The sequence below is a fragment of the Streptomyces sp. NRRL F-525 genome (assembly GCF_000716605.1).
Classification (GTDB): domain Bacteria; phylum Actinomycetota; class Actinomycetes; order Streptomycetales; family Streptomycetaceae; genus Streptomyces.
In genome coordinates, this window is record NZ_JNXE01000025.1 from 52,258 (window position 1) to 72,390 (window position 20,133).

The window sequence follows — 20,133 nt, forward strand, 5'->3', positions numbered from 1 at the left end:
CCGGTTCGGGGTACAGCAGGCTGTACTCCCCGCTTCCTCCGCCCACGGAGAACTCACGTACGGCATAAGGTCGTTCGCATGACAGCGAGCACGAGCGAGGCGGGCGGTGCGCCGGCCGCCCAGCGCGAGAGCTTCAAGGACATCGCGCTACGGACCCTGAGCGCCGCGGGCCGGGCCATCGCCGAGCTCGTCTCCGGGCTCAACACAGCTGTACTGGCTGCCCTGTTGCTGCTCTGGCTGACCCTCACCGCCGTGACGAGCGTGGCCGGGGTGGGGCTGCTGCTGGCCCCCGCGTCGCTGCGCGCCCTGCACGCCCTGGCCGGCCGCGAACGTGACCGGCTCGCCCGCCGGGGCTCCGAGGTCGTAGCCCCGCAGCCCCCGCCCACCCGGCTCCGGGCCGCCCTCGTGGACTCCACCACCCACCGCGAACTGCGGTGGCTGCTACGGCACTCCACCCTCGGCCTGCCGCTCGGGCTGCTCGGCATCCTGCTGCCGATCATGGCCGTGCGGGACACCGCGTTCCCGCTGTACTGGACGTTCATGCCGGAGAACACGACGGCCACGTCGCTCGGCATCGGCAACGCGCACACCTGGCCGGACGCCCTCGCCGTGGCGCTGCTGGGCGTGGGCTGGATAGCGATCATCCTGGGGCTGACACCCGGCATGGCCCGGCTGCAGTCGGGCCCGGGGCGACGACTCCTCGCGGCCGGTCCCGACGTCGATCTCTCCCTGCGCGTAGCCGAGTTGACCGCGACCCGAGCCGCCGCCCTCGACGCCCACGCGACCGAACTCCGCCGTATCGAGCGCTCGTTGCACGACGGCGCGCAGAACAGACTCGTCTCCGTGGCCGTGTTGCTCGGGGCGGCCCGCCGCATGGTGGCCCGTGACCCGGCGGGCGCCGACGAACTCCTCGAACGCGCCCAGTCCGCCGCCGAGACGGCGCTGGCCGAACTCCGCACGGTCGCGCGCGGCATCCTGCCGCCGGTGCTGGCCGACCGGGGGCTGGCGGGCGCGCTCTCCGGTCTCGCCGCGGACTGCGCGGTGCCGTGCCGGATCGACGTGGACGTACCCGCTCGCTGCGCGGCCTCCGTCGAGGCGACCGCCTACTTCGTCGTCGCCGAGGCCCTGACCAACATCGCCAAGCACAGCGGCGCGGCCCACGCCACGATCACGGCACGCGGCACCGGCGGGCGGCTCATCCTGCGGGTCGAGGACGACGGGCGAGGGGGCGCGGACGCAGAGGGCGGCTCGGGCCTGACCGGCATCCGCCGCCGTATCGCCGCGCACGACGGCGACCTCACCCTGACCAGCCCACCGGGCGGCCCGACGGTCCTCACCGTAGATCTCCCGTGCGGTACGTGAGTTGGGGATCATGAAGCGCAACGGGATCCTGCAATGCGGAACTTGACTTGCCTGAGCTGTGGAGCGTGACTGAGATGCGGATCGTGATCGCCGAGGACGACCCGTTGCTGCGCGAGGGCCTCGCCCTGCTGCTGCGCGCCGAGGGCCTGGACGTGGTGGCCACCGCGGGCACCCCGGACGAGGCCCTCGACGCCATCGACGTACACAAACCCGACGTCGCCATCCTCGACGTACGGATGCCGCCGACCCACACCGACGAGGGCATCGTCGCCGCGGTCGAGGCCCGGCGCCGACGCCCCGACCTGGCCGTACTCGTGCTGTCGGCGTACGTGGAGCAGAGCTTCGCGACCGAGCTGCTCGGCGGCGGGGTGAGCGGGCTCGGCTATCTGCTCAAGGAACGGGTGGGCCGGGTCGAGGAGTTCCTCGACGCCCTGAACCGCGTTGCGGCCGGCGGCACCGCGATCGACCCCGAGGTCGTCGCCCAGCTCTTCACCCGCTCCCGCCAGGACACCCGCCTCGACCGGCTCAGCCCCCGCGAACGGGACGTACTCGCCCTGATGGCCGAGGGGTTGGGCAACTCCGCCATCGCCGAAAAACTCGTCGTCACCGACGGCGCCGTCCACAAACACATCCGCAGCATCTTCGCCAAGCTGGACCTGTCCCCGACGGACCAGGTGGACCGCCGGGTCGCGGCCGTCCTGCGCTACCTGGAGGATCTACGGCGGCTGGGCTGAGGTTTTCCCCAGTCCCTCGGTACAGCAGGCTGTACGCCGGACCGGCCCGCGCACTGGATCGATCACCGCGGGCCGTCTCCCTAGGTTGGTGAACACACCGGAAGCCGGTGCGAGCGACCACCAACTCCCAGGGAGACAGCCCATGTTGACGACCCGTCATCTCACAGCCGTAGCCGCACTGGCCGCACTCGGCCTCGGCCTCGCGACGCCCATGGCGAACGCCACGGAGTCCCGGCAGCGCACCACCCCGACCCTCCAGCAGAGCGTGGACGCGATCGAGAGGACGGGCACGGTCGCCGTCGTAGCCCAGTCGACGGGGCCGGACGGACGGCGTTACGCCACGACCGGAGTCTCCGACACCGCCACGGGCCGGGCGGCCCGCGTGACCGACAAGTTCCGGATCGCGAGCAGCACCAAGGCGTTCGTGTCGACGGTGATGCTCCAACTGGTCGGCGAGGGGCGGGTGTCGCTGGACGACACGGTCGAACACTGGCTGCCGGGCACGGTGTCGGGGAACAGGAACGACGGAAACGCCATCACCGTAAGGCAGTTGCTGAACCACACCAGCGGTCTCTTCAACTACACCGCCGACTTCCCGGCAATCAGCACGGTGGCGGGTTTCGAGGCCGACCGCTACACCACCTGGACCCCGCAGCAGCTGGTCGGCATCGCGATGCGGCACGCCCCGGACTTCGCGCCGGGCACCCAGTGGGAGTACTCCAACACGAACTACATCCTCGCCGGGATGATCATCCAGAAGGCCACCGGCCACACCTGGCAGCAGGAGGTCACCCGGCGCATCATCCGCCCGCTGGGCCTGCGCGACACCTCGGCCCCCGACACGTCGTCCCGTATCCCCGGCCAACACCTGCACGGTTACTCGGACTTCGGCGGATCCGGCCCGACCATCGACGTCACCGACCTCAACCCGACGGTGGCCGGTTCGGCCGGCGCGATGATCAGCACGACCAACGACCTGACCCGCTTCTTCTCATCCCTCCTCGGCGGCAAGCTCCTGCACCCGGCCCAACTCGCGGAGATGAAGACGACGGTACGGGCGGCGTCCCTGGACTCCGTCTGGCCCGGCGCCCGCTACGGCCTGGGCCTCATGCAAATCCCCCTGACCTGCGGCGGCGTCTACTACAGCCACGCCGGCGACCTGATGGGCTACACCACGCGTGACGGCGTCAGCGCGGACGGCCGTCACACCGTGGTCCTGGAGGCGACGGGCGACGGCGCGTCCGACCTGTCCACGGAGATGGCGCAGAACGCGCTGATCGACAGCGAACTCTGCGCCGCGGGAAGGAAGTAGGGGAACCTCGGTCGGCGGCGTCCGAGGACGTCCGGGCGCCGCCCCCCCGCTTGCGCTACAACTGCCGGGGGTCCTGCCCAAGGATGACCGGGTCTTCGGTCCGCAGCCGAAACGCCGCGTACACGCCCAGGCTCTTGCGCGCGGCGACGTAGTACTCGTCGCGCTTCTCCTGGAATTCTCTGAACGCCCGCGTCCAGTCCTCCGCCGTACCGGAACGCATGTCACGTACGAACTGCTCCAGGACCCACGCATGGCGTTGCAGCGTCCTCGCTGCCGAGATGGTCTCGGCGTCCCCCATCAGGAGAACAGCCTCGAAGGCATACCCCCGCTCCAACTCGGCGTCGGCCAGGCGCTCCAGACCGACGTCCTGAGCGAGCGGCTGAGGCAGATCGAAGAGCCCTTTGCCCGCTGCCAGGCGGCCGGCCACCGACGTGAACTTCTTGATGGCGTCGGCGTATCGGAGGTAGGCGTCCAGGCGCCGCTCGTCCCACCTCGTCGAGAGCTGGCGACGCCATCGAGCCCGCTCCATCAACGCTCCCCCCACGTAGGAGGCAGCCGCGCCGACGAGCACTCCCACCAGAGTGAACAGCTCTCCCGACATGTCCCCCTACCGATCGGATAGACGCCAGAGGGACAGTACCGACCCCGCAGCACCGCGAAAAGATCGACGTGGACCAGCCGTTGCCCAGCCACCAAGAAAAGGCACGAGCCGCTTGGCCCGGACAGACACCCCCTCCCCCGCTCAACTCCCCTCTGCCACCGGCTCGATGACGTCCTTGCGGGTCACCGCCAGGAGGCCGATACCCCCGTCGCCGGTCGGCTGGGAGAGGTAGTCGTCGATCGAGGCGCCGAGCGGGCGGGTGAGGACGTAGGCGATCCAGAAGCTCACCACCGCGCCCAGGCCCAGCGCGCGGTGGGCGATCGCGACCGCGCCGATGGCCAGGGCGAAGAGGGTCGCGGCGAGCCAGTACACGCCCGCGCGGTAGGCGGCCGTACGGAACTGGACGACCAGGACGACCGCGAGCAGGGCGCTCATCAGCAGCGACACCCCGGTCAGGCCCAGGCCCGCCTTCATGGGGCCCGACGGTGCCAGCGGGTACCTGAACGCATCCTGACTGCCGCGTGACGGCACCTTCGTCTACAGTTCAGTAGACCGTCTACATGGCTGTAGTCACCTTGGTCGCAGTCGCACCAGTCAGCCCGGGGAGGACCATGCGCCCGACCATCCTGGTCGTCGAGGACGACCACACCCTGCGTGACGTGCTGATGCGCGGGCTGCGCGACGAGGACTTCGACACCGTGCCCGCGCCGGACGGGGCGACCGCCCTGCGGCTGGCCGGGGGCGACATCTCCGCCGCCGTACTCGACATCGGGCTGCCCGACGCCGACGGACGGGACGTGTGCCAGGCGATGCGGGCGAACGGCTTCCGCTCACCCGTCGTCTTCCTGACCGCCCAACACCGGCTGCACGACCGGCTGTCCGGGTTCTCGGCGGGCGGCGACGACTACCTGACCAAGCCGTTCCACCTGGCCGAACTCGCGGCCCGCCTGCGGGCAGCGCTGCAGCGCACCGCACCACCGCCCGCCGCCCCGGACGGAGACCTCGTCCTCGACGCGGTCCGCCACTCGGTCGGCGTCCGGGACACCCGGGTCGCACTGACCCCGACCGAGTTCCGGCTGCTGGCCGCGCTCATGGCGGCCTCCGGCGGAATCGTGGGCCGCCGCGACCTGATCCGCGCAGGCTGGCCCGAAGGCGCCCGCGTCCACGACAACACCCTCGACCAGTACCTGACCCGCCTCCGCCGCAAACTCCGCGAAGCAGGCAGCGACCGTACGATCGGCACGGCCCGCGGAATCGGCCACCACCTTTCATGAGCGGCGACCGCCACGAACCGCCGGATCAGCCACCACCTGCCCCGAGCACCGCACTCCAGGCCGCCCCCCACCCCCACCCCCACGAGCCCGCAGCCGCCGACGAACCGGGAGTGGGTCGTGGCGGTACGGCGCAGCCCGCCGCGCACCCGGCACCAACCCGTTCACCTCTGACAACACGCGAGGGGCCCCGAAGGCGGCGGGCCGGCCGTACCGCCACGACCCCGACCCCGCCGCACACCCTTCGCGGTCGCCACCACCGTCGACACCAGCGGCCCGACCGCCCGCGTCCTGGAGACCTCCCACGACGACCTCCTCGACGCCAACGTCTGGATCTACGCCGGACACCGACTGCTGGAGGGCCCGCCGGGCACCGGCCCCCTCAACCCGATCGCCGGCCGACTCGCCGCCCAGCGCGGACGGCACTGCGTCACCGCCGACCTCGACCGCCCCCTCCAGCTGTGCTCCCAGCCCGTACCCGGCGGCCGCAGCACCGCCACCGTGGTCACCACGCTGGACCTGACCCCCTACCGGAGTTCCGCCCACACCCTGCTCGTCGGCTCACTCGCCCTGGACGCGGTCATGCTCGCCTGCGCCTACGCCCTGACCCGCCTCGCGGTCGGCCGCGCGCTGCGCCCCGTCCGCGCGATGACCGACCAGGCCGCCCAGTGGAGCGCCGTAGCCTCCGGCGAACGGTTCGGCAGCACCCGGCACCCGGCCGAACTCGCCGCGCTCGGGGCGTCGTTGGACTCCATACTGGACCGCATCCGCTCCCTCCTGCGCCACGAGCAACAGCTCACCGGAGAGCTCTCGCACGAACTCCGCACCCCGCTGAGCCGCATCATCGCCGAACTCGACTGGTGGCAGACGCGACCGCGCACCGCCGCCCAGACCCGCGCCACCCATCAGGTCATCGGGGACGCCGCCGAGTCCATGCGCACCATCTGCGACACCCTCCTGGCCGACGCCCGCGAACACACCCCGACCGCTCCGGGAATCGCCGAGGTCGTACCCACCCTGCGCCGACTAGCCGAACTCCTCGACGTACCAGCCCACTTGACGATCACCGTCGAAGGACCCCACCTGACAACCGGGATCCCACCCGCCCGCCTCGAACGCATCGCCGGCCACCTCTTCGAACCCGGCCGCCGCGCGAACCCCGACGACGGACACAGCGGCGCGGGCCTGGGCCTCCCGCTGGCCCGCCGACTGGCCCGGTCGGCGGGCGGCGAGGTGTCGTACGACGAAGGACACGCCCTCGGAGCCCGGTTCGTGATCACGCTCCCGCCGGGCGGCGTCACGCCGTAGCGCCCCGAACTCCCTTGCTCCGTACGGCGGGAAAGCCAACAACGCACCACCCCGTCACACAGCGACATCCCGCCGAACGTCCTTACCCGACACCGCCAGATACCCCACGAACCCGAGAATCGCCACCGTCCAGGCCGCCGTAACCGGCCCGAGCCCCAACGCCAGCCCACCCCGCGCATGCCCGACAGCCATCCAGTCGGCGACGGACGCGCCGAGCGGCCGGGTGATGACATACGCCGACCAGAAGGCGAGCACCGCGCCCATCCGTCCCGCGCGATGAGCGACAGCAGGCACGGCGATGGCGGCGCCGTAGACGACGGCGGAGCCGAGATACCCGAGACCGATCGTGGCCGTCAGGTCACCCGCCGCCGTGCCGAGGGCGAACGTGGCCAGAACGGCGGCCCAGTAGAAGCCCTCACGCCGACGGGTCGTAATGCTGTGAATGGACAACGTGCGCTCACTCGCGAACCACAGCGCGAACACGGCCGCCAGCACGATCACAAAGAACGGCGTCGACAGGGCATACGGCACCCCGAGCCCGACATGCAGCACGTCCGCCGCCATCGTGCCGAAGACGCTGACCATGACGATCGCCGTCCAGTAGATCCACGCGACGTACCGACGGGCCGCGAACTGGACCGCCAGCGCCACCACGAGGGCGACCCCGCCGAGCCCGACCGCGGGGATCGGGCCGAACAGATGGGCGAGGAAATCGGAGGCCGTCTCGCCCATGCCGGTGGTCAGCACCTTGATGATCCAGAAGTAGACGGTCACCTCCGGCACCTTGCTCGCCGCGTACGGGATACGGCGCGGAGGCCGGGCGTGGGTGAGGTGATCTGTCGTCATGGCGGCACCCTGACACGGCGCCCGACCCCCGCCCCAGCCCTCTTTGCCAGAGCTTTTGCGCTTACGGTGCATGAGTTGCCCAAGACCCGCGCGGACCTGAAAGCAACCTGAACAGGACCGCCGAACCGCTGGTCAGAGCCGTGCGCGGGGTGCTATCGACGCGCGCCACCCACCCTTGCCATCCAAGTTAGGCAACCCTTACTATTACTCTTCGCACCATCCAGGGTCCGACCGTCCCCCGGTCCGCCCGCGGCGAGCGCTCCACCGACGCAGCCTGGCCGTCCTCCCCCAACGCCCCAAGGGCCCGGGAGGTACCCCCAGCCGCACCAGCCGCTCACAGGACGGGCCCGTGAATCACTCCACCCTCGGTCTCTACGACCCTGCCCTCGACCACAGTGACTGCGGCGTCGGCTTCCTCACCCGCCTCGACGGGGTGCCGAGCCACCACGTCATCATCAAGGGCGACGAGGCGCTCCGCGCCATCCCCCACCGGGGCGGCAAGTCCGCCGAGGGCGTCGGCGACGGCGCGGGCGTGAGCGTAGACCTGTCGGTCGAGTTCTTCTCCGCGATCACCGGGGAGGCGCTGCGCGCAGGCCACTTCGGCGTCGCCAACTGCTTCATGCCCACCGACGCCGCCCGCCCCGAAGCCGCCCTGCACCTCGTCGGCCGCAGCATCACCGACCAGGGCTTCGACGTCCTCCTCGTCCGCGACGTCCCCGTGGACCACCGCGTCACCCGCCCCGCCGCCGAACCCCACCAACTCCCCATCGTGCAGTGGGTGTTCCGCGCCCCGGAGACCTGGTCCCGCACGGACGTCGACGCCGCCGCCCACCGCGCCCTGCTCGCGATCGAGGCCGTCGCGTACGCCGACGACACCTACGCCGGGCTGTACCCGCTCTCGCTCAGCGCCCGCACCCAGGTGCTCAAGGGCCGCCTCAACTCCGGTGAGGTCATCGGGTACTTCCGCGACCTGCTCGACCCCCGCCACTCCGTCCGCTCCCTCTACTTCCACACCCGGTTCTCCACCAACACCGAACCGCACCCCACCATGGCGCAGCCGTTCCGCCTCATGGCGCACAACGGCGAGTTGAACACCGACCGCAAGAACAGGCTCAGCGACGAGGCCCTCGCCCGCGCCCGGACCCGCAGCATCGTGCGCCCGCCCGGCCAGTCCGACTCCAGCCGCCTCGACCAGACCCTGCAGAGCCGGGTGTTCGACGACGGCCTGGACCTGGTCGAAGCCGTCGTATCGCTCATGCCGCCCGCCTGGGAGAACGACCGCAGCCTCCCCACCACCGTCCGCGACATGCTCGAGTACTTCTCCCTCTACGAGGAGAAGAACGACGGCCCCGCCGCCGTCATCTTCAGCGACGGCGACGTCATCGGCGCCCGCCTCGACCGGCTCGGGCTACGGCCGCTGCGTACCGTCGAGACCGCCGAGTACCTGATGGTGGCGTCGGAGGCCGGTCAAGTCGCCTTCCCGGACAGTGAAGTTGTGCACCGCGGCCGCATCGAGGCCGGCGGCATGCTCGTCGTCGACCACCGCACCGGTCGCCGCCTGCGCACCCGCGAGGTCCTCGACGCCCTCGCCTCCCGCCGCCCGTACTCCCAACTCCTCGACGCGGCCCGGGTGAACCTCGACGACCTGCCCGCGCCCGACTACTACCGCGGCACGACCACCCTCGGCTACGACGGCGATCTCGCCCTAGCCGGACGGTATGTGGCGTACTCCCTGAACCAGGAGAGCTTCCGCTTCCTCCTCGACCCGATGCTCGCCAACGGCTCGGAACGCATCTCCGCGATGGGCTACGGCAATGCCATCAACGCGCTCAGCGACACCGAGGGCGGCATGGCGAAGTACTTCTCGCAGCGCTTCGCCCAGGTCACCAACCCGCCCCTGGACAGCATCCGCGAGGCCGACGGCATGAGCATGCGCGTCGCCCTCGGCCCCAAGCCGGACGGCACGGGCAGCGCCGCCGGACGCCAACTGGTGGTCTCCTCCCCCGTGTTGGGCCACCTGGACATGGTCCGCCTGCGCGACCAGCGCATCGTCCCGCTGGAACGCTTCGACATGCTCTACGACCCGGTGGTCGGCGACGAGACCGCCAACGCCGACGCGTTGCGCACCGCGCTCACCCAACTCTGCGACGACGTGGAGCAGTTCGCCACCCGGCAGGGCGGCATCGCCGTCCTCACCGACCGCGCGATCTCCTCCACCCGCGCTCCCCTCCCCGTCGTCCTCGCCGTCGCCGCCGTGAACCAGCGCCTCATCGAGACCGGGCTGCGGCTGCGCGTCTCGATCGTTGCGGAGAGCGGCCAGCTGCCGTCCTCGCACCACGTCGCCACCGCGCTCGGCTTCGGCGCCTCCGCCGTCTACAGCCTCAGCGCCCGCCTGCGCGCCGAGGAGAAGCACCCGAGCGCACCGGCCCCGGCGGGTGAAGTCACCGAGACCGACCGGGCGTTGGCGCGTTTCCGCAAGGCCGCCGAGAAGGCCCTCGCCAAGACCATGGGCCGGGTCGGACTCTGCACCGCCGAGAGCTACATCGGCGGCGCGTTCTTCGAGCCGAACTACCTCGACACCCGCGACGACGTCTTCGCACGGGCCTTCCCGCACATGGAGGCGCCGGTCGGCGGGGTCGGCTTCGCGCGCATCGCGCAGGCGGCGACCGAGTGGCACGAGCGCGCCCGAGCCGTCGAAACCGAGCAACAAGTGCCGCTGCTGGGCCTGTTCAAGGAACGGTCGGACGGCGCCGGGCACTCCTTCGGTGTCTCGGCCGTGCGCGGCTTCGGTGACATGGCCGAAGAACAGCCGGAGTTCGGGCGCGAGAGCGACCCGGATGCCCTCCGCCTCCTCACCCTCGGCCAGCTCGACGACGCCTTCGGCATCACCGACGCGGCCTACCGCAACACCGGCTACGACCAGCTCAGCGACGACGAGATCGACGCGTTCCGGATCACCCCCGGCTACCGCGCCTTCCTCCGCACCACGCACGAGGAACGCTCCCGTCGCCCGTCCGCACTCCGTGACGTGCTGGCACTCCCGGCCGACGTCACCGGCCTGCGCACGGCGGAGGACTTCGCCCGCGAACTGGGCCGCTTCTCGACGGACGGCAACGCGAGCGTCACGGTCAGGGGCGTCGTCGCGACCGTCACCGAGCGGCCGACGGACGACGCGGTGACGGCCCGCCTCCAACTCGCCTCCCCCGCAGCCGAGTTGCACACCGCCCTCGCCGACGGCCTGGCCCTCGCGCACCCCGGCGAGGTCAAGACCCTGGAGCTGCACGAGACCGGCGTCCTCGTCACCGCCATCGGCACCGCCGCCCGCCTCCTCACCCTCCTCCGCAGCGCCCCCGACAGCCTCCAACTCCCCGACGTCCAACCGGCGCACGAGATCACCCGCGCCCTCGCCTCCGGCGCGATGAGCCACGGCGCGCTCGTCGCCACCGCGCACGAGGCCGTCGCGCACGGCACCAACATGGTCGGCGCGATGTCCAACAGCGGTGAGGGCGGCGAACACCGCTCCCGCTACGGCACCATCCGGGGCTCCCGGATCAAGCAGTTCGCGTCCGGACGCTTCGGCATCTGGGCGGGCTACCTCGCCGACCCGATGCTCCAGGAACTGGAGATCAAGATCGGGCAGGGCGCGAAGCCCGGTGAGGGCGGCCAGTTGCCCGCGCCGAAGGTCACCGTCGACATCGCGGCGGCGCGCGGCGGAACCCCCGGCATCGAGCTGATCTCCCCGCCCCCGCACCACGACACCTACTCCATCGAGGACTTGGCCCAGCTCATCCACGACTGCAAGGCCGCGCGGGTCCGCGTGATCGTGAAGCTCGTGTCCTCGGAGGGCATCGGCACGATCGCGGTCGGCGTCGCGAAGGCGGGTGCGGACGTCATCAACGTCGCCGGAAACACCGGCGGTACGGGTGCGGCGGCGGTCACCAGCCTCAAGTACGCGGGCCGTTCGGCCGAGATCGGCGTCGCCGAGGTCCACCAGGCCCTCGTAGCAAACGGGTTGCGGCAGAAGGTCGTCCTGCGCTGCTCCGGCGCGCACCAGACGGGCAGCGACGTCGTGACGTCAGCGCTGCTCGGCGGAGACAGCTTCGAGTTCGGTACGACGGCCCTCATGATGCTCGGCTGCGTCATGGCGAAGAACTGCAACGTGAAGTGCCCGGCCGGACTCACCACCAACTCCGAGGCGTTCGAGGGCGATCCGCGCGCCCTGGCCCAGTACCTCCTCAACATCGCGCACGACGTCCGCCAGATCCTCGCCCGCCTCGGCCTGCGCTCCCTGCGCGAGGCCCGGGGCCGCACGGACCTGCTCCAGCTCCTCGACCACCCGGCGAGCGTGGGCCGCCTGGACGTACGGCGCCTCCTCGCCCACGTGCCGGAGAAGGTCGTAGCCGAACCGGAGTACCTGGAGAAGGACTTCACCACCGACGACGCCCTGATCGAACGCGTCCACGCCGCACTCGTGGACCGACGCGAACCGGCCCTCCTCGTCGAGGCCATCCACCTCCGCAACAGCGACAAGTCGGTCGGCGGCCAGCTCTCGATCGACGTCGAGCGGCTCCTCAACTACCAACCAGGGATGGACATCCCGGCCGTCACCACCGACGACCGGGGCCGACGCCGCCTGGTCGACGACGCGGTCCGCATCCGCACCACCGGCTCCGCCGGACAGTCCTACGGCGTCTTCTGCAACGACGGCATCACCCTCGAACACACCGGCACCGCGAACGACGGCGTCGGCAAGAGCCAGAGCGGCGGCCGGATCGTGGTCCGCGCCCCGGGCGGCGGGAGCACCGAGCGCGGCGGCAACGTCCTCGTCGGCAACTTCGCGCTGTTCGGCGCGACGGGCGGGCGGACCTTCGTCCAGGGCGAGGCCGGCGACCGCTTCGCCGTACGAAACTCCGGCGCCACAGCGGTGGTTGAGGGCCTCGGCGACTTCGGCTGCGAGTACATGACCGGCGGCACGGTCCTCAACCTCGGCGGCTTCGGCAAGGGCCTCGGCAACGGGATGAGCGGCGGTTTCCTCTACCAGTACGACCCCTCGGGCGAGTTGGGCCGCCAGGTGAGCGCCGACTCCCTCCTCGTCTTCTCCGTCACCGACACCGCGCACGGCGCCTTCCACGAGGAGGCCGTACGCCTGCTGCTGGCCTGGCACGTGGAGGCGACCAACTCCCCGCTCGCGGCACGCCTGTTGGAGGACTGGGAGGCCCAACGGCAGTACGTGTACTGCGGGATGCCCCGCTCGCTGCTCCTCTACCAGGACGCGGGCGAGATCCTCGCCGCCGCGACCCGGAACGAGTTGCTCGACGAGCTGGCCACCTCGATCGCCACCGACAAACTCCGCGCGTTCAAGGTCGATTACCGCGACCGCCGCACCGTACTGGGCGGCCGTGCACCGGCGTTCGGCGACCAGGGCAGCGACGACATGTTCTCGCTCCTGTCCTCGTACACGGTGCTCGGCGTCGCGCAGGACCTGGCGCTGCAACGGGTGCCGGGTGCGAGCGGCCCGGACGATCCGCGGGTCACCGAGGCCGTCCGCAACCTCGTCCTCACCGAGGACTTCTTCGTGAAGCAGCGGGTGGTGAAGTACCTGCGCGGGACGCTGGAGCGGTTCGACGACGGCGAGTTGGCGACCCTCATCGCGAGCAAGCGCCTCGACGACTACAAGCGCGCCCTACGGCAGCGCAACAACCTCAGCGTGGACGCCCCCGGCACCTACGGCTGGATCGTCCACCAGACCACGAAGAACGCCGACCGGGTCCGCGCCGCCCGCTTCGACGAGCTGCTCGCGACAGCGGCCCTCGACGACATCGCCGCCCGCCACGCACACATCCCGCAGGCCCCGACCGAGACGGTGACCGCGTGACCCTCATGCCCCCGACCGGCGCCCTCATCCCGGCCGACGCCCCGTTCTCCGCCCAACAGGAGTCCTGGCTGGCCGGGTTCATCGCCGGCATCGCCGCCGCCGGACGCCGGAAGGACGCTTCGGGCGACGCCCCCACGGCCACGGTCGACGTGCTCTTCGGCACCCAGACCGGCAACGCGGAGTTCCTCGCCGACGAACTGGTCGCCCGAGCACGAGCCCGAGGCCTCGCAGGCACCGCGACCGCCCTCGACGCCGTGACTCCCGACCAACTCGCCGCGATGTCGCACGTGTTGGTGGTGACCTCGACCTACGGCGAGGGCGAACTCCCCGACAACGCGGGCCTGTTCTGGGAAGCCCTCCAGTCCGACACGGCACCGCGCCTCGAAAGCGTCCGCTACGCCGTCCTCGGCCTCGGCGACCGCGGCTACGACGACTTCTGCCAGGCCGCGAAACTCATCGACACCCGCCTCGAACAACTCGGCGCGGCCCGCCTCCACGAACGCGTCGACTGCGACGTCGACTTCGAGGAACCGGCGGCGGACTGGACGACGACGGTCCTGGACCAGTTGGCGGCCGAGACCGGCGCGACGGGCACAGGCGCAGGCGCGGAGGCGCCTACGTCCGCCGCCCCGCCCCGCTCCCCCTGGAACAAGCGCACCCCGTACCCCTCCCGCCTCGCGGTGAACAAGCTGCTCTCCGCCCCGCACAGCGCGAAGGAGATCCGCCACTACGAGTTCGACCTCGGCGACAGCGGCATCACCTACGAGGCGGGCGACGCGCTGGCCGTCGTACCGCTGAACGACGAGCGGTTGGTCGCCGCCCTGCTGGAGCACCTCGGCGCGAGCGACGACGGGGAAGCGGCTCACCTCCTGCGCACGGAACGCGAAATCCGCACCCCGTCCAAGGAGTTGATCGCCGACCTGGCCCAGCGAGCCCCCTCCGGCGAACTGGCGGCGGTCGTAGCACAAGGCACCCGCTCCGACCTCGACTCCTGGCTCTGGGGCCGGGACGTCCTGGACCTCCTCCGGGCCACCGACCCGTCCACCGCCCCCACCCTCCCCGAACTCCTCCCCCTCCTACGGCCGTTGCAGGCCCGCCAGTACTCGATCTCGTCCAGCCCGCTCGCCCACCCGGACCGCATCCACCTCACGGTCGCGTCGGTGCGGTACGGCAGCGGGGACCGCCGGTACGAGGGCGTCGCGTCGACATACCTCGCGGACCGAACGGGCAGCGAGGGAACGGCCGTTGACGTGTACGTACAGCCCAACGCCTCCTTCGGCATCCCGGCGGACGACGACGCCCCGATGGTCATGATCGGCCCGGGCACCGGCATCGCACCGTTCCGCGGCTTCCTGCACGAGCGGGCCGCTCGGGGCGCGTCCGGTCGCAACTGGCTGTTCTTCGGCGACCGTCACCGCGAGACGGACTTCGTCTACGAGGACGAGCTGACCGAGCTGCGAGCGCGCGGCGTCCTCACCGAACTCGACCTCGCCTTCTCCCGCGACCAGGCCGAGAAGGTCTACGTGCAGACGCGGATGCGGGAACGCTCAAGGGAGTTGTACGGCTGGCTGGAGGACGGCGCGCACGTGTACGTCTGCGGCGACGCCTCGCGCATGGCGAAGGACGTGGAGGCGGCGCTGCTGGGTGTCGTGGCCGAGCAGCGCGGGCGCGGGGACGACGACGCGGCGGAGTACCTCGCGGACCTGCGGCGGGCCAAGCGCTATGTACGGGACGTGTATTGAGCATGGCGGACCACAACAACCCTTACCGGCCCTGCGCGTTCGAGGGGTGCTGCGGCGCGCGGCGGGGCGGGAGCGTGCGGCTGATCGACGCGCGGATGCCGGAGCTGGCGCGATGCCTGACGCTCTTCCAGTACGTCCAGGCGGTGACCGGAGGTCCGGTCGCCCGGATCGACCAGGCGGGCAGTTACGCCCAACCGAGTCTGCGCGGCGAGGCGTTCGCCGTCCGGCCCGGTTCGATCGCGCTGCGCCTCGACGGCGACGGGATCGACACGGCGGTGGTCGCGCGGGACGCGGACACCGGCGCGGTCGCGTTGCGCCTGCTCGACGTGGCGGGGCGGACCGTGCACCAGGGGCGGTTGCTGTCCGAGGGTGACCGGCTGTTGGTCGGTCTGGCTCCCACGGTCAACGCCGGCGCGCGGGCCGCCGTGGCGTCGGCGCCTCCCGAGGTCCCAGCCTGGGAGACCGGCGACCAACTCGCCCAGCTGGACGCGGTGTTGGCGGACGGCGGGGCCGCCCGGCGCGCCGCGTTCCACCGCTATCGCGGCGGTGAACACCGGGCGATCGAGATCGACGTAGTGGCGTCGGTGCTCGACCACGTCTGCTCCGTCGGACTGCCCATCGGGGTGGCGGTGTTCGCCCCGGCGGTCATGCAGGCGTGCGCCGGACGGGTCCACGTCACCGATCGGACCGTGGGCGGACGGGTGTTCGCGGCGCTCGCGGAGAGCTCGGTGGAGATCGATCTGGCGGCCGTGCGGGCGTGCCGTCTCGTGCGTTCCGCGGCGGCGCACGGTCCGACCTCGGCGCTCGAACTCGACGACGAGGGCGGTCGATGCGTCGCTGTCGTCACGCAGTTCGGGATGGTCGGGGAGGACGTGCACGGGGCGTGGGAGGACCTGGCGGCTTCGCTGCCGGACGCCTGACTGCGAGGAGGGGGTGGGGGATGGCTCCCCCACCCACCACCCGTCCCCAGGTCAGCCGATCTTGTCCGTGAAGCCCGTCGACAGGAACGTCTGATGGGTGACCTTGCCCTTGCTGGGCCCGGCCGTCCACGTGAAGGTGTACTCCAGGATCGCGCTGGTCTTCGGGTCGACGATCACCTGGCCGAGGCTCTTGGCCTCCGCGAACTCAACTGCCGTACCACCGCGCCCCGTACTGTCCTTGACCTGGCCGAGCAGCTTGACGCCCTTCAGGCCGCCCATCGCCTTGAAGACCCCGGCCCGCAGTTTCGGGCTCGCCGGGGAGTCGGTGAGCAGGGTGACCGCCTGGTCGAAGGGCGAGATGCTCTTGGGCCGCGGCGGGGACTGCAGCAGGCCGAGCAACTTCCCCGAATCCGTGGTCAGTTGCTCCAGCCCCTTCCAGTCGAGGTCCTTCGGCCCGACCTGCCAGTCGGGCCGCAGCCCCTTCCGGTACGCCTTGCCGCCGTTGATGACGTAGTAGTCCATGGACTGCGAGATGTACGTGGTCCCGACCGTCGTCCGCGTCTTCCAGTACTTCCCCGAGGACACCGACTGACTGGCGGCCACCGTGGAGATGTCGTCCAGGAAGACGGTCGCGGTGTTCGCCCGGGCCTCGCTGTGCGTGCCGGTGCCCGCCGAGGTCGTGCCGTTGTTCGCGTACGTCACCACGCCGGTCGCCACCGCGGCCGTGGTCAGCAGCCCGATGAGGACCCGGCGCCGCCCGAACTGCCGCCCGAGCAGCCGCCGTTCCGGCATCGCGACGACAACGCCGGTCGCCCCCTTGGCGGTTACGGTCGCCCCTTCCGTCGCCACGGCCGCCTCGACCTCGGCCAGCACCCTGGCCAACGCCCGTTCCGACAGCGGCTCGACGTGGCCCGCCGCCGCCAGTTCATCGGCGCCGGGGAAGTCCAGCAGTGCGCCTCGCTCGTTCATACCGTTCGCCTCCGTGTCGTCGTACATGGTCATGCGAGGTCTCCCGTCGCGGTCAGGTTCCGTCCCGCCGGGCGGGGCGGTGTGAGGCGGTCGCGCAGTCGGCCGCGGGCCCGGTGCAGCCGCGAACGGGCGGTGCCGGCCGGGATCCCCACGACGGCGGCGGCCTCGGTCGGGCTGAGCTGCTCCCAGCTGATGAGAAGCAGCAACTCCCGCTCGTCCGCTGGGAGTTCGGCGAGTGCCCGGCGTAGCGCGGGAGCCATCGCGGCGGCGTCCAGCCGCTGGTCCACCACCTGCCAGGGGTCGGTGACATCCGGTCCCGGCGCGGGCTCTTGCCGTCCCGCCCGCCGCAGGTGCTGGTTGAGCACGTTGTGGGCCACCCCGAACAGCCAGCCCCGCGCCGAACCGCGCGCCGGGTCGAACGTGCGCCGGGCGGCGAACGCCTGCAGCCAGGTCTCGGCGAGCAGATCCTCCGACGCGGCGGGCATGCGCCGGGCGAAGTAGCCGTGCAGGGCGGAGGAGTGGGCCTTCACGAGGTGGGTGAAGGCCGCCGAGTCGCCCTGCGCCGACCGCGTCAACTGGGCTTCGCTTCCCGGTTCATCCGGTTTCACCGAGTCTCCGTTTCCGACCGCCGGACGACGGTCTCACCCCGTACTTGTCATCGGACCCCAAGAGCGTTCGCGCCCCCACCCCCACCAATACGCAACCCCCATCATGAGAGTGGGCTTGCATAAAGAGAGTCCACCCCCTACCTTAATGAGAGCCAGCTCTCAGCAAGCGAAAACAAGCACCAGCACGCACAAGGACAAGGACCTCACCATGACCACCCCTGCCTCCACCCCCGCCCCCACCGCCCCCCGCACCGTCTCCCTCCCCGGCGGACTCACCGTCACCATCCAGGAGTTCGGCGAGAACACCGAGGGCACCGGCGTGCTGGTCCTCCACGGCGGCGCGGGCCCGCGCACGGTCGCCGGCATCTCCGCCGCCCTCTCCGAGCACGTGTACGTAGTGACGCCGACCCACCCCGGCTTCGACGGCACGCCCCGCCCGGAGCGCTTCGACACGGTCGCCGACCTGGCCATCGCCTACCTGGACCTGCTCGACACGCTGGACCTCAAGGGCGTCATGGTGATCGGCAACTCGATCGGCGGCTGGATCGCGGCGGAGATGGCCCTCCGCGACAACCAGGGCCGCATCGGCGCGCTCACCCTCCTCAACGCGGTCGGCATCCACGCCCACATGGTCGAGAACCGCGTCGTCGACCCGCGCACCCTGGCCCCCGCCGACGTCAGCCAACTCTCCTTCGCCAACGCCAAGTTCCGCCCCGACTTCGCCTCCTTCACCGACGAACAGCGCGCTGCCGCCGGCGCCAACCAGAAGACCCTCGCGGTCTACGGCGGCGACCACTTCACCTACGACCCGAAGCTCCGCGCCCGCCTCCACCGCGTGACGGTCCCGGTCCTGGTCGTCTGGGGCGAGGAAGACGGCATAGCCCCCCTCAAGTACGGCCGCGGCTACGCCGACTCCTTCCCCAACGGCCACTTCGCCCCGATCGCCGACGCGGCCCACTTCCCCCAGATCGAGGCGCTGGGCGCGACGCTGGGCGCGATCGGCAACTTCGTGAGCACGGTGGTGAAGCCGGGGGAGACCGACTGAGGCTGCTCCAGCCCGTATGCGCGGCCGGGGCCCGGGTCAGTGACCTGGGCCCTGGTTGTCGTACCTGACGAACTGCGGTCAACCCCTTCCCCAGGCACCGCCCATGAACCCAGGTGAACGCCCGCCCGCACCCCGGCACTCCGCAGCGTACGGGCAGTCACTGACAAGGCCCGTGCACCACAGACGCTCCAGGATCTCCGGCGAAGTCGGCCCGAGGCGACGTCTCGTTCCGGCCAGATCCACCGTGAGATGGAAAAACAGGGGCACGGCAGCGGGCATTGGGTGGCGATAATGTGCCCCGTCCCTCGTACGGTCCAAAGGCGCAGGAGGTCGCGGTATGCACCACTCGCCCGACCAGGGCCAGGATGTGCTGAAGTTCCGGACGACGGATGTGGACGAGGCCAGGCAGGTCCTCCGAGACCGCTTCTACGCCAACTTCATCGACGTGCCCGACGGCAGCGCCCAGTTCACGGCCCGGTACGACATCGCCGCACTCGGTCCGTTCACAGTCGGACGACTCTCCTTCGGCGCGGAGGTACGCATACGGTTCGGGGAACTCGGCTCCTACCACGTGGACATCCCCCTGGGCGGCCATCTGGCCTGGCGGCAAGGACGGCACACCAACGCGGTGGCGACCACCGCGAACGCCGCCGTCTTCCAGCCGCACGGCGACACGGCCTTGGATCGGGTGAGCACCGACTGTTCCATGCTGGCCGTGAAGATCGACCCCAAGGCCCTCAACGATCAACTCGAACGCCTTCTCGGCCGACCGCTGCGCACCCCCGTCGTCCTCACGCCCGAACTCGACGTCGCGCACGGCGCGGGCCTGAGCTGGGTCCGGATGATCCGCGGGGTGTTCGACGAGATGCGGGCCGGCGGCCTGCTCGCCCGGCCGATGGTCGCCCGCCCGCTCCAGGAGGCCCTGCTGACCGGGCTCCTCCTCGCCACCGGCCACCGCTACCGCGACGAGCTCGACCGGCCAAAACCCGCCCTGCGCCCGGGCCCCGTCAAACGGGCTGTCGAGGCGATGCACAGCATGCCGCAACACCCGTTCACGGTAGGAGAGTTGGCCGTGCTCGCCGGGGTGAGCGTGCGGCGACTCCAGGAAGCCTTCCAGCAGTACGTCGGCATGACCCCGCTGGCCTACCTCACCGACGTCCGCCTCACCCGCGCCCACGACGAGCTGCGCCGCGGCACACCGGGCGAAGTGAACGTGAGCGAGGTCGCCCATCGCTGGAGCTTCGACCACCTGGGCCGCTTCGCGTCCCGCTACCGGGCGCGCTTCGGCGAGTTGCCCTCGCAGACACTGCGTTCCGGGTGACCACGGCCCACACCATCGCCCCGCGTTCCGCGGACAACAGCCGCGCTCAGCGGATCGTGCGCGGCGGCAACCACGCCCTAGATTCATGGTGTTCGCGCGTCCGCCCCTTCGGTCCGCCGCGCGGACATCGGCCGGCCCATATCCACCCCTTCGGGCCGGTCGCCGCCCGTCGGCGCCCCCCGACAGCTACGGGCGGGTCGGCAGCGCACACGCGGGCCT

General features: G+C 71.2%; 13 protein-coding genes and 2 pseudogenes. 10 read left to right on the plus strand and 5 right to left on the minus strand.

Annotated elements, in window-relative coordinates; genetic code table 11:
• Positions 1–78 precede the first annotated feature (78 nt).
• The 3 genes from OO69_RS30470 to OO69_RS30480 all read left to right on the plus strand — a co-directional run bounded on the left by OO69_RS30470 (position 79) and on the right by OO69_RS30480 (position 3,408).
• Positions 79–1,362: a sensor histidine kinase gene (locus tag OO69_RS30470; RefSeq protein WP_051801280.1), complete on the plus strand. Its 1,284-nt coding sequence runs from the start codon at positions 79–81 to the stop codon at positions 1,360–1,362.
• Positions 1,363–1,436: 74 nt separating this feature from the next.
• A complete protein-coding gene (locus OO69_RS30475) occupies positions 1,437–2,096 on the plus strand; it encodes a response regulator transcription factor (RefSeq protein ID WP_033284046.1) in 660 nt (219 codons plus the stop codon).
• A 142-nt stretch (positions 2,097–2,238) separates the two neighbouring features.
• A complete protein-coding gene (locus OO69_RS30480; RefSeq protein WP_078652628.1) occupies positions 2,239–3,408 on the plus strand; it encodes a serine hydrolase domain-containing protein in 1,170 nt (389 codons plus the stop codon).
• Positions 3,409–3,463: 55 nt separating this feature from the next.
• Here the strand turns inward: OO69_RS30480 and OO69_RS30485 are convergent, their stop codons facing one another.
• Positions 3,464–4,009, minus strand: coding sequence for a hypothetical protein (locus OO69_RS30485; protein WP_051801281.1), 546 nt, complete (start codon positions 4,007–4,009; stop codon positions 3,464–3,466).
• A gap of 141 nt (positions 4,010–4,150) precedes the next feature.
• Positions 4,151–4,480 (minus strand): annotated as a pseudogene (locus OO69_RS30490) (hypothetical protein); the annotation flags it as partial.
• A gap of 140 nt (positions 4,481–4,620) precedes the next feature.
• On the opposite strand from OO69_RS30490, the gene OO69_RS30495 reads away from it, so the two are divergent.
• The gene (locus OO69_RS30495) at positions 4,621–5,283 is read left to right on the plus strand and encodes a response regulator transcription factor (protein WP_033284047.1); all 663 of its coding nucleotides are present in this window, start codon (positions 4,621–4,623) and stop codon (positions 5,281–5,283) included.
• A gap of 243 nt (positions 5,284–5,526) precedes the next feature.
• Positions 5,527–6,588 (plus strand): annotated as a pseudogene (locus OO69_RS30500) (sensor histidine kinase); the annotation flags it as partial.
• A 54-nt stretch (positions 6,589–6,642) separates the two neighbouring features.
• On the opposite strand, the gene OO69_RS30505 reads toward OO69_RS30500, so the two are convergent.
• On the minus strand, positions 6,643–7,434 hold the full coding sequence (locus tag OO69_RS30505; RefSeq protein WP_033284048.1) for a membrane protein: 792 nt from the start codon (positions 7,432–7,434) through the stop codon (positions 6,643–6,645).
• Positions 7,435–7,783: 349 nt separating this feature from the next.
• On the opposite strand from OO69_RS30505, the gene OO69_RS30510 reads away from it, so the two are divergent.
• Genes OO69_RS30510 through OO69_RS30520 form a run of 3 tightly spaced genes read left to right on the plus strand, consistent with a single transcriptional unit; the run spans position 7,784 to position 15,971 of the window.
• Positions 7,784–13,309 carry a glutamate synthase-related protein gene (locus OO69_RS30510; RefSeq protein WP_033284049.1) on the plus strand — a complete coding sequence of 1,842 codons (5,526 nt, stop codon included), beginning with the start codon at positions 7,784–7,786 and terminating at the stop codon, positions 13,307–13,309.
• 5 nt (positions 13,310–13,314) lie between these two features.
• The gene (locus OO69_RS30515) at positions 13,315–15,051 is read left to right on the plus strand and encodes a diflavin oxidoreductase (protein WP_033284134.1); all 1,737 of its coding nucleotides are present in this window, start codon (positions 13,315–13,317) and stop codon (positions 15,049–15,051) included.
• A gap of 2 nt (positions 15,052–15,053) precedes the next feature.
• Entirely contained in the window at positions 15,054–15,971 is a 918-nt protein-coding gene (locus tag OO69_RS30520) for a hypothetical protein (RefSeq protein ID WP_033284050.1), read from the plus strand.
• Between the two features lie 51 nt (positions 15,972–16,022).
• Here OO69_RS30520 and OO69_RS30525 read toward each other — a convergent pair whose 3' ends face one another.
• Positions 16,023–16,973 carry a hypothetical protein gene (locus OO69_RS30525; protein ID WP_033284051.1) on the minus strand — a complete coding sequence of 317 codons (951 nt, stop codon included), beginning with the start codon at positions 16,971–16,973 and terminating at the stop codon, positions 16,023–16,025.
• A complete protein-coding gene (locus OO69_RS30530; protein WP_033284052.1) occupies positions 16,970–17,548 on the minus strand; it encodes an RNA polymerase sigma factor in 579 nt (192 codons plus the stop codon). Before OO69_RS30530 ends, OO69_RS30525 begins: the two co-directional genes overlap by 4 nt.
• 208 nt (positions 17,549–17,756) lie before the next feature.
• Here OO69_RS30530 and OO69_RS30535 point away from each other — a divergent pair, with 208 nt between their 5' ends.
• Positions 17,757–18,593: an alpha/beta fold hydrolase gene (locus tag OO69_RS30535; RefSeq protein ID WP_051801284.1), complete on the plus strand. Its 837-nt coding sequence runs from the start codon at positions 17,757–17,759 to the stop codon at positions 18,591–18,593.
• 337 nt (positions 18,594–18,930) lie between these two features.
• Positions 18,931–19,914, plus strand: a complete 984-nt coding sequence (locus OO69_RS30540; RefSeq protein ID WP_051801285.1) for an AraC family transcriptional regulator — start codon at positions 18,931–18,933, stop codon at positions 19,912–19,914.
• Positions 19,915–20,133: the final 219 nt, after the last annotated feature.